Annotated in this window: 7 protein-coding genes; 5 read left to right on the top strand and 2 right to left on the bottom strand. The window is 49.8% G+C overall.

The annotated features are described in order from the left end of the window. The first annotated feature begins 67 nt into the window (after positions 1-67). Positions 68-2,473: an FG-GAP-like repeat-containing protein gene (locus A8707_RS11595; RefSeq protein WP_068817110.1), complete on the top strand. Its 2,406-nt coding sequence runs from the start codon at positions 68-70 to the stop codon at positions 2,471-2,473. A 353-nt stretch (positions 2,474-2,826) separates the two neighbouring features. Here the strand turns inward: A8707_RS11595 and A8707_RS11600 are convergent, their stop codons facing one another. After that, on the bottom strand, positions 2,827-3,141 hold the full coding sequence (locus A8707_RS11600) for a transposase (protein ID WP_068817112.1): 315 nt from the start codon (positions 3,139-3,141) through the stop codon (positions 2,827-2,829). Positions 3,142-3,663: 522 nt separating this feature from the next. Here A8707_RS11600 and A8707_RS11605 point away from each other — a divergent pair. From A8707_RS11605 to A8707_RS11610, 3 genes are read left to right on the top strand one after another with little or no spacing between them, the layout of a single operon-like run. Next, complete coding sequence (locus tag A8707_RS11605; RefSeq protein ID WP_082906329.1) at positions 3,664-6,174, top strand: glycogen/starch/alpha-glucan phosphorylase; 2,511 nt, start codon at positions 3,664-3,666, stop codon at positions 6,172-6,174. Positions 6,175-6,193: 19 nt separating this feature from the next. Continuing rightward, positions 6,194-6,412 carry a hypothetical protein gene (locus tag A8707_RS28060; protein ID WP_156518500.1) on the top strand — a complete coding sequence of 73 codons (219 nt, stop codon included), beginning with the start codon at positions 6,194-6,196 and terminating at the stop codon, positions 6,410-6,412. 36 nt (positions 6,413-6,448) lie between these two features. Continuing rightward, positions 6,449-8,428, top strand: a complete 1,980-nt coding sequence (locus A8707_RS11610; protein WP_068817115.1) for an FAD-dependent oxidoreductase — start codon at positions 6,449-6,451, stop codon at positions 8,426-8,428. Positions 8,429-8,756: 328 nt separating this feature from the next. On the opposite strand, the gene A8707_RS11615 is transcribed toward A8707_RS11610, so the two are convergent. Beyond that, positions 8,757-10,004: a DEAD/DEAH box helicase gene (locus A8707_RS11615; RefSeq protein WP_082906330.1), complete on the bottom strand. Its 1,248-nt coding sequence runs from the start codon at positions 10,002-10,004 to the stop codon at positions 8,757-8,759. A 486-nt stretch (positions 10,005-10,490) separates the two neighbouring features. On the opposite strand from A8707_RS11615, the gene A8707_RS11620 reads away from it, so the two are divergent. After that, positions 10,491-11,471 (top strand): DEAD/DEAH box helicase, encoded by a 981-nt coding sequence (locus A8707_RS11620; RefSeq protein WP_068817117.1) that lies wholly within the window; start codon positions 10,491-10,493, stop codon positions 11,469-11,471. The last annotated feature ends 62 nt before the right edge of the window (positions 11,472-11,533 follow it).

An 11,533-nucleotide genomic window follows, 5' to 3' on the forward strand; every position in this document is an offset into this window, starting at 1 on the left:
TACATAGATCTTCATAGTCTAAAAGGAACCCTTAGCCAAGAACTCAGATTCTTGTAGAGGCAACCTTGTGGCATACGACACTTTGGAGACAGCTAAAGACGTTAGCCTGTCTTCTAGCGCGCAGACGTTTACAAACTCAATTAGCCGCGTTGATTCAACCGACTATTACCGATTTCAGTTCAAGAGTTATAGCAGTCTCAGTGCAGTTCTCAATCACTTAAATGGAGATGTCAACCTTGAGCTAATTCAAGACCGCGATCGTAACGGAGTGGTTAGCAGCAGCGAAGTCCTTTCTGCCTCCAATAATAGCGGCGCGATCGATGAACTCATCAACACAACTCTTGCTCCTGGAACTTACTATCTCCGGGTTTCTACAAGTCAAGACAGCGATCGCTACAGCCTTGATTTGTCTGCTACGAGTGATCTCAAAACCGATTTAGTTTGGCGAAATTATGCCACTGGCGAAAACGCATCTTGGCAGATGAAAGATAACGCCATCGCCTCGGCTGTTTTTCTCACCAAAGTAACTGATCCAAATTGGAAGCTAGAGACTACCGCAGACTTCAATCACGATGGACAGCCTGATCTTTTTTGGCGAAATTACACTACTGGCGAAAACGCGGTTTGGCAGATGAAGGGCAACGCCATTGATTCAGTAGTCTATTTCACCAAAGTAACTGACCCGAACTGGAAACTAGCAGGGGTTGCAGACTTCAATAATGACGGACAGGCTGATTTAATTTGGCGAAATTATGCCACTGGCGAGAATGCAGTTTGGCAGATGAACGGCAACGCCATCCAGTCGGCAGTCTATCTCACTAAAGTGCCTGACCTGAACTGGAAACTAGCAGGGGTTGCAGACTTCAATAATGACGGACAGGCTGATTTAATTTGGCGAAATTATGCCACTGGCGAGAATGCAGTCTGGCAAATGAAAGGTAACGCGATCGATTCGGCAGTCTGGCTTCTCAAAATCCCCGATCCCAATTGGCAACTCGTCTCAATTTCCAAGCAATTTGATCAATCTCTCACCAATGACGCGGTTGGAAACACGATCGCCAACGCTACTGCGATCACTAATCCCGTGGTGAACTATGGCGCAGCGTCTGGCAGCCCCTCGATCGATGCTCTTTGGAACGCAAACCACGCCTACTGGAATACGAGTGCGAATGGAGGAGTGATTCCCTATAGTTTCTACACAAATGGGTCAGGTGCTTACACGGGGAATGAGACCGTCTCAGAAGTCAGCAGCCTGATCAAGAATAATGTGCGATCGATTTTGTCTTCGATCGAGTCTTACATCAACGTCCGGTTTGTCGAAGTAGCAGATACCGCTACGAGTTGTGGGGTCATTCGCTATCTATACTCTGATGGCAGGTCAAGTGCAAACAGTGCTGCCTACAGTTTTTATGCCTATGGCTACTACCCAGGCGATGGCATTGGCAGTGATGTTCACCTCAACCCCAACCAAGCCGCAAGTTTTGAAGAGGGAGCCGGAAGCTACGGCTATACGGCACTTCTGCACGAAACGCTGCACACGCTAGGCTTAAAACACTCCGGAAATTACAACGTGGGAGGAGGCACGACAGAGGGACCTTATCTATCACCTGGCGACGATAATCTCACAAACACCGTGATGACCTATAACAATGGGACGAGTGACACAAAATACACCGGAAGTAAATCAGTCACGCTTATGCCTTACGACATTCGAGCACTACAATATCTCTATGGCGCTAGAGATAACAATGCGAATTCTACGACTTACACGTTTAAAACTGTCTATGGCTATGCTGTAGGGAATCAGTTTTTTGGCAGCACAACCACTGAGTTGAAACAAAGCATTTGGGACGCTGGTGGAGTAGATACCTTAGACTTTTCTGGGTTGTCGACTGCGTCAAACTATCGATTTGATCTTAACCCAGGCGGCATTTTAACCACTCAATCGTCTTATAACGGGTCAACTTATTATGACTATAGCCAAGATAGTCAGCCGACAGACGGAATTCCACAGGGTCCGCAATATGCCACCTCTAACTTTGGCACCACGATCGCTTACGGCACCGTGATTGAGAATCTGATCAATTCACCCGGAAATGATGACATCATCGCCAACGCTGCCAGCAATATCTTTAAGGGCTATACATTTGGCACGTTCACAGGGAACGACGTGATTGAGTCTGGCAGTGCTGCCGATGTGGTAGAGCTTGCAGGATATACCTTGTCAAATTTGACCACCGCCGTGAGTGGCAGCAATTTAACGATCGGGCTAGGTTCCTCTGGCTCTATCCAACTGCAAAACTACTATGGTGCAAATGGCTCCCTGAAGTTTTTAGTGGGTGGTGCTTACTACACTTACAGTTCGGGCGGTTGGCAAGCGGCGGCTCCGGTGGCGATCGCGCCTCCTAATGCCTCAGATGCGATCGTTACAGGCGGACTCACCTCAACCGTTGCCTCGACTTCTAGAATGTAGCCGCTTTCACAGGCTCCAGCCGCTTGTATGTGTCCTTTGTGCTCTGGCAAGACTGCCTTCAATCAACTGGGGAAATTGAGTTTAGCCTTAACTGAGATCTTGCACCTGAACTAAAACTCTCTCGTTTCTGGCATTCACCCGCCCGTGATTGAAAATCACGGTCTAACGGTGCAAAGTCCACTCAAGGGACTGAGAGAGGGTTTATTGGGCATCGCCTGCTTGAAAGCATCTTTGGCTACGCTCGGCTGGAACCAACCATTTGTAGGATTCCTTCGCTTCAATCGGCAGTTTTTGGCAACGTCTTTCCTGTTTATCCCCATGCCTGATGGCTCTAGTCCACAGTTGCACATGGCTCAGCCCAGTGGAAACCCATCTTGAGCATCCAAAACGAGCGTGGGATGAATGAAAAATCCTAAATCTCGATTATTTCCGACGACCCCGACTCCTTCCTCTTTCAACCGACCCCGATGCGCATCCAAGTTGATTCCACTCGTGTCGCTAATGGCTAGGACAGGTCTCCCCGATCCTTGTTCTTGGCAATGGTCTGCCAAACTTCTCACTAATTCCGGTACGCTCACCTGCTCATTCTCCAAGTAGCGGTAGTAAGCTATTTGCTCTGACCGATTACGGCTAATTTGCTGGATGACGATGGTCTGATGGTTTTGCATAGACTCATATAATGCTGCCCCTTTTTTACCAGTCTAGGATCTCCAAAGGCTTTTCTCCCGACTTGTTTTGCGTGAATCAAGATGGGATTGCTTATTTTTTCATGTTGTCGTTTAGTCACAAACCCGGTCTAGCTGGACTTGTGTGTACACGGTAGCCCCAAGGAGAGGGAACAAGAGGTTCTAGCTCCCTTCTCCCCAGGGAGAGCAGGGCTGATTAGTTGTCACCAGATAAAATTCACAAGCTTGAGTCTTCGTTCAGCATCAGAATGATGCCTTAACGCAAGATAAAGGGTACAGATTTTCTTTCTCGACCTTAAATTAGCCCTGCCAGGGAGAGGGCGAAGGATTCGTGCAGGAGGTCTAATCAAACGATCGCCTTTCTGCTATTTTGCTTAACTTCTCCCAAGTTTAGTTAAGATCATAGTTTAGTGTAATATTGGCTACTTCTTCTGGGCAATCGCCAGTTGTAGGGTGCCCAATGCGAATAAAATTAGCCAATTTGTAGGGAACAGCAAACAGCCTATGTCTGGTAAGAACGATCGCACAGGAATGACCCTGGAAAACCTCAAGCAAGCCCTGAAAGACAACCTCTACTACATTCAGGGCAGAGATGAGCAGTTTGCTACGCTCAATGACTACTACATGGCGTTGGCTTACAGCGTGCGCGATCGCCTGACCGATCGCCGCATTAAAACCGCACAAACTTATTTTAAGAAAGATACCAAAATTGTCTATTATCTCTCTGCCGAGTTTCTAGTTGGGCGACTTTCATCTCACAACTTAATTAACCTGGGCATTTACGATCAGATGAAAGAAGCCGCCAAAGAGATGGGGCTAAACTTGGACGACCTGCTAGAGCGGGAGGAAGAACCTGGCTTAGGCAATGGTGGACTCGGACGACTCGCCGCCTGTTTCCTCGACTCGCTGGCGACCCTGGAAATCCCCGCGATGGGATATGGAATTCGCTACCAATTTGGCATTTTTGACCAACTGATTGTCGATGGCTGGCAGCGCGAGCGTCCCGATAACTGGCTACGCTATGGCAACCCCTGGGAGATCGCCCGCAACGATTACACCGTCGAGATCAAGCTGGGCGGTCATACTGAGGCAGTCACCGACGCTCAGGGCGGCTACCGAGTCCAGTGGGTTCCGCAAGCGACGGTCTATGGTGTGCCCTACGACACGCCTATACCGGGATATCGTAACAACACCGTCAATACCCTGCGCCTCTGGAGTGCCAAAGCCAGTGAAGACTTTAACTTCCAGGTGTTTGACGCGGGCGAATATACGCAAGCAGTTTCCGAAAAAACCTTCTCAGAAAACATCTCGAAAGTTCTCTATCCCAACGACAATACGCCTCAAGGAAAAGAACTGCGGCTTCAGCAGCAATATTTCTTTGTGTCCTGTTCGCTGCAAGACATTATTCGATCTTATCTCCGCAACCACGATAATTTCGATGTGTTCCCAGAAAAAGTGGCGATTCAGTTAAATGACACCCACCCCTCGATCGGGGTTGCTGAACTGATGCGACTGCTGATCGACGAACACGCTCTCACTTGGGATAAAGCGTGGGACATCACCCGCCATACGTTTGCCTACACCAATCACACGCTGCTGATCGAGGCGTTAGAGCGCTGGTCAGTCGGCTTGTTTGGACGGCTGCTGCCCCGACATCTAGAGATTATTTACGAAATTAACTTCCGCTTTTTAGATGAGATTCGGCAGAAGTTTCCGGGCGATCGGGCACGACTTGAGCGGATGTCGCTGATTCAGGAAGGCGATGACAAGCACATTCGCATGGCGCATCTGGCATTTGTGGGCAGTCACACCACAAACGGCGTGGCGGCACTGCACACCGAGTTGCTTAAGCATGACGTGATGCGCGACTTCTTTGAGATGTATCCAGAGAAGTTTCAAAACAAGACAAATGGCGTAACTCCGCGTCGCTGGCTGTTGATGAGCAATCCCAAACTCTCGGCTCTGATTACGAGCAAGATTGGCGATCGCTGGGTCAAAGATCTATCAGAACTGAGAAAGCTAGAAGCCTTTGTAGATGACGTTGAATTCCAAAAAACATGGCGTGAGATCAAGCAACACAACAAGCGCGTTCTTGCAGATTATATCCAAAGCAACAACGATCTCGAAATCGATCCCGATTCACTGTTTGATGTGCAGGTTAAACGCATCCACGAATATAAGCGGCAATTGCTGAACGCACTGCACGTTATCGCTCTCTATAATCGGATCAAACAGCACGGCGCTAACTCTACTGATGTTCCCAGAACCTTTATCTTTGGCGGCAAAGCGGCTCCTGGCTACTTTATGGCAAAGCTGGTGATCAAGCTGATCAACTCGATCGCAGAAGTCGTCAACAATGATCCCGATGTTAAAGGGTTGCTGAAGGTCGCATTTTTGGGCAACTTCTCGGTCTCGCTGGGGCAGATTACCTATCCGGCTGCTGACCTATCTGAGCAGATTTCAACGGCTGGCAAAGAAGCCTCTGGCACCGGAAACATGAAATTTGCTCTGAGTGGGGCACTGACGATCGGAACCCTAGACGGTGCCAACGTCGAGATTCGTGAAGAAGTAGGCGAAGAAAACTTCTTCCTGTTTGGGTTAGATGCTCAAGAAGTGATGGCGATGAAGACTCAGGGCTATGATCCTTTGGCGTACTACCGCAACAATCCCGAACTCAAAACCGTGATCGATCAGATTGCGTCTGGGTTCTTCTCGCCCAAAGAACCGGGTTTGTTTAAGTCGATCGTAGACTCACTCTTATATAAAGATGAGTATATGCTGCTGGCAGACTACCAGTTTTATGCCGATTGTCAAGAGAAGGTGAGTCTGGCATATCAAGATCAAACTCACTGGACGCGGATGTCGATTTTGAATGTGGCGCGGATGGGCAAGTTCTCGTCCGACTACACGATCAGCGAGTATTGCAAGAGCATCTGGCACGTCCAGCCCGTGCCTGTTTCTCTTGATGAATGTGAGCTACCAACGGTGGAGCTAAAGCCGAGTTTGGTTGACTAGGCAGCGTTTAGGACGCTAAATGAGTGCCCGTTTTGTAAGGAGATATCCTTGTGGAACGGGCACTTTTTTGAGGGATTGCTGCGACGTTTCTGGGGATCATACTGATTCGGTTTTTGGATGCGATCGCTCGATCGGTCATGGCAAAAGCGGCGAGACGTTTCACCGAAACGTCTCTACAGCATCGGGTGAATCCATCATCATCTACAACCGTCGAATGATGGGTGACGGCTTGACCTAACTCGCTCTACAATTCCAGTTCACTCAGTTTGCTGCTATGAAATTTTACGTTCGTTTGGCTTTAGGACTGTCTCTTCTTCCGGCAGTGGTTGCCCGTATGCCCCACGCTGAGGCGCGATCGGTCGATCAAGATGTTGCCTGCGATGTGCTGGTGGTCGGGGGTGGATTGGCGGGCGTGGCGACTGCTTATGAGGCTCTAAAATCGGGTCATACGGTCTGCCTGACCGAGATTACTGATTGGCTAGGCGGACAGGTTTCGTCTCAGGGCACGTCGGCGCTCGATGAGAAAAAAACGCAGCGATCGCAGCTCTATTTTCCGCAGGGCTATACCGAGTTTCGACAGCGACTCGTCGATCGCTACAAAGATCAAAAATCGCCGGGAAATTGTTGGGTGAGTCTGGTCTGTTTTTTACCCAGAGACGGGCACGAAACTTTGCAAACGATGTTGCGCGAAGCCGAAAAGCAGGGACACGGCAAACTGCGATTTTTCCCCAACACGGTGGTGAAAGATTTGCAAGTGGGCACCTTGGGCACAGGGCAACAGATTCAATCTGTTCGCAGTATTCAGCATCGTTCTGCATCGGGTGCGCCGCCTCTAAATAGTGAGCCGTTGTCTCAAACGATTGCAGACACCTACAGCGAAGACGATTCGGCTCGATTCAAAAAGGCGATCGTGCGCTTTGTGCCGCCGCCCTCTGGAAAGTGGTACGTCGTCGAAGCCACCGAGACCGGAGAGCTATTAGCTTTAGCCGATCTGCCCTATCGTCTCGGCGTAGATGGACGGTCTTATACTAATCCGTCTTCGTCTAGTGCTAGTGGCGATCCTTACTGCGCGCAAGCGTTTACTTATACCTTCGCAATGGAGGCAACGGCAACGCCTCAAGCCGCTGAACCGCCTACGTTTTATCCACAATATGCTAAGTCCTACAGTTTTAACTCTGATCAGTATGCCAAGGCTCCAGAATTAGTCTTTACCTATCGACGAATTTTGAGCACTCAATCTAGCGCGGGGTCGAAAACGATCGCGCCTGGTGATATCTCAATGCAGAATTGGAACTGGGGCAATGATTATGCTCCCGGCACGTCGGCAGATAACTATCTCTACACGCGGCAGCAGCTTGCCTCAACGGGGCAGCTTACGCCCGGAGGGTGGCAAGGAGGGCTGCGAGTCAGCAGTCTGCAAGGCGGCGAAGAACAAGCGTTGGGCTATTTCTACTGGTTTGTGGCTGGCACGAGCGATGCAAAACTGGCGACTAAGAAACCGTTTCCCAATGTACGATTTCTCAAAGGATTTGATTCACCAATGGGCACGGCTCATGGGCTGTCAAAATATCCCTATATTCGCGAGTCAAGGCGGCTGATCGGACGATATGCTTACGGCTACCCAAATGGATTTGCGATCGACGAAATCTCAGCCTCTCGAAAAGACTTTCGCGATACTCCTTACTATCAAAATCTCCCTGAAGACACCTACCGAAATTTAGCCACAGCGCTGGCGGGGTTACGCACGATCGACGTGATTCGCGGCAAGATTTCTCCACAAGAATTGCAGTGGCGATCGCGGGCGCACATCTACCCTGACAGTGTGGGCATCGGTCACTATAATCTCGATTTTCACCCCTGCATGGTTGAGTCGCCGTCCGAAAAACCAGGCAATCAAGAACGCCCCGGAGAGCGACAGGGAGCCGATGAAACCTACCCGTTTCAGATTCCGTTACGGGCAATGATTCCGCCGAAAATCGATAACTTATTGGTGACGGGCAAAAGCATTGCAGTGGATCATATTAGCGCCTCGGCATATCGAGTTCACTCGATCGAGTGGTCAGCCGGAGCCGCTGCCGGAACCACTGCATCGTTTGCGCTAGAAACGGGAACGATGCCGTATCAGTTAATCGAAAATCTGCCCAGAGCGAATGCTGATTTGGAGCGGTTGCAAAAACGCTTAAATGCGAATGGCAATCCGACGGCGTTTCCAAACACGTCGATTTTGAATCTTGATTGGAAGGATTGGAGGTAATGGGAGATTGTGGGTTGTTGCAAAAACGGTGAGACGTTCCACCAGAACGTCTCTACGGCATTGGGTGAATCTGCTATCGCTGCATTCATTGATCTAGGAATCTGGCTTGCAGTCCACAAAACTGAGGGCTTCCGAGTCGAGGAATCTGGCGCTAGCTCCGCTCCACGAAGTGTTTGCCATCTCCAAAACAGCCTCTACGGGATATTCAATCTCAGCATCATGGTCTAGATACGCGTTCCGAACGCGTTCCGATAACGCTTTCAGAATGGTTTGTGCTGTCGCGGGATCTAAGTGTTGGATCGGCTGCGACTACTGCACAGTTAATCCCTCAGCGTTGTCGCGGTCTGCCGGAAGACGATCGCCCAGGAGTGACGGTTGCTTTAGGCTGCTGCGATCGCGGCGATCGACGCTGAATCGGCTCAGGTTTGGCGTTGGGATCAGGCTCAAAACCAGCGATCTCTTCTTGAGGCAGCGATCGCTTCATTTGCTTTTCGATGTCTGCGAGCAGCTTGTATTCGTCGACACACACTAGAGATAGCGCGGCTCCGGCGGTTCCGGCTCGACCTGTGCGCCCAATGCGGTGCACATAGTCTTCGGGCACGTCGGGGAGGTCAAAGTTGACGACCTGCGGCAGTTCACTGATATCAATGCCACGGGCAGCAATATCGGTTGCGACTAGCACCTGCACTTTGCCGTCCTTAAATTTTGCCAGGGTTTGAGTTCGCACCATTTGGCTTTTGTTGCCGTGAATCGCCAGGGCTGTGATGCCTCCCTGGGTGAGTTGTTTGCACAAGCGATCTGCACCGTGCTTCGTGCGCGTAAATACCAACACCTGAAACCAATTGTGTTGTTTGATCAGGTGAGTTAATAGTTCGGACTTACGATCGCGGGCAACTCGATAGACTTTTTGGTCGATTAGCTCGGTGGTCGCTTTGGGCGGTGCCACCTCGATCAGCACGGGGTTGTTGAGAATCGTTTGAGCCAGTGACTTGATCTCATTGGAGAAAGTCGCGGAGAACAGCAGATTTTGTCGTCGCTGGGGCAGCTTGGTAATAATGCGGCGAATGTCGCGAATGAAACCCATATCGAGCATTCGATCGGCTTCATCTAGCACGAGGATCTCGATGTGTGACAAATCGACGGTGCGCTGCTGCAAGTGGTCAAGCAGCCGTCCGGGGGTGGCGACGAGAATATCGACTCGGCTTTTGAGTCGGCGAATTTGGGGGTTGATGTTGACTCCGCCAAAGATCGCCATTGAGGTGAGATTGAGGTGTTTGCCATACTCGCGCACGCTTTCTTCGACCTGGGCGGCGAGTTCGCGGGTAGGGGTAAGGATCAGCGATCGGATCGGGGGATGGCTGGGCAAGTCTGAAATGCGTTTTTCAGAGAGCCGTTGCAGAAGAGGAAGTGTAAAGCCTGCTGTTTTGCCTGTGCCTGTTTGAGCACCTGCTAATAAGTCGCTGCCGCGCAGAATGGCGGGGATTGCCTGCATCTGAATCGGAGTCGGCTCAGTATAGCCGCGTGCAGTGACCGCACGAACGATTTCGTCAGACAGACCAAGGGTGGAAAAAGACATGAGACTCCAGAGATAACATCGGTCTGTTGCCGTGAGCGGCACCAGTCTTGGCAGACAGATATGGGTTGAAGGGTTGACGCGATGTTCGGTTCTGAAGACTGGAAGCGAATGCCGACTTAACTATTCTATAGCAATTGTGGGTCGGAGGGAGTGCGCCAAAGTTGGGGATGACTGCGATCGAGGAGTTGAGTCACTTGACGTTCTATCAACAGGTTGAAAGTAGGTCAGCGAACCGCCCGATCGAAGGTGCTATAAAACTCACTCATTCTCTGTGCCGATACTAAAGTAAAAGGTCAGATTTTTAATGAGGTTGGGCATGACATCGCAATCTGGAATTCGAGGTAATCACAGCCGAGGAACGGTCGGAGACTTTTTGCAAGCCAAGATTCGGTCGGGTTCTAAACTCTCGATCGTGTCGCTTATTCCACGATCTATGCATTTGAGGCGCTGAAAGATCAACTGACGACGATCGACGAACTGCAATTTTTGTTTGGTGAACCGCGTTTTGTGCGATCGCTTGATCCCCAACGAGTCGATAAGAAGTCGTTCAAAATCGAAGATGAAGGATTGTCGTTGAGCAATCGGCTTCAGCAAAAGCGGGTGGCGCGAGAGTGTGCGGATTTGAGTCGTGATTCGGGACGAGTTGGCGATATTAATCTGGAGACGTTTAACTGGGGTGCTTATGATTTGGTGGTGATTGATGAGTCGCATAATTTTCGCAACAACACTAAAGGGCGACGCGACGAAGACGGGAATGTGATTCGGCAGAGTCGCTACGATCGCTTGATGCAGGAGATCATTCAGGGTGGCGTGAGAACGAAGGTTTTGCTGTTGTCGGCAACTCCGGTGAACAACGATTTGAAGGATCTGCGAAATCAGCTTTATTTGTTGACGGAGGGGCAAGATGGGACGTTTCAGGGGTCGATCGGGATTCGGAGTTTGCAAGAGACGCTCAAAGTCGCGCAACGGACGTTTACGAATTGGGCAAAAGTTTCGGGAGAGCGCAAAACGAGTGAGCTGTTGGCGAAACTGAGTTCTTCGTTTTTCAAGCTGCTGGATGAATTAACGATCGCTCGATCGCGCAAACATATTCAGACCTATTACAAAGATACGATCGAGCAGTTGGGGGGATTTCCTGAACGGCAAAAGTCAATCTCTGTCTATGTCGAAGAGATTGATTTGAGAGGGAGATTTCTGTCGTTTGACAAAATTAATGACGAAATTTCTGACTATCAGCTATCGCTGTTTAATCTGTTTAAGTATGTTTTAGGACCTCATCGAGAACGCTATGAAGATCAGTCTTTGTTTAGGCAGAGCGATCGTGAATTTTATCTGATTGCGATGATGAGAGTAAACTTTCTCAAGCGATTAGAAAGCTCAGTGAAATCATTTGCAATCACAATGGAGAACACGATCGCTAAATTTGAGATACCTCCTAAGAAACACACTCCGGAGCAGTGGATTTAGGAACAAGGTCAAACCCCAGAGTTAGCGCCTTTTTCTTCAGGTTTTTAACGATCCGTTCTTGA

Source organism: Phormidesmis priestleyi BC1401 (assembly GCF_001650195.1).
GTDB lineage: Bacteria > Cyanobacteriota > Cyanobacteriia > Leptolyngbyales > Leptolyngbyaceae > Phormidesmis_A > Phormidesmis_A priestleyi_B.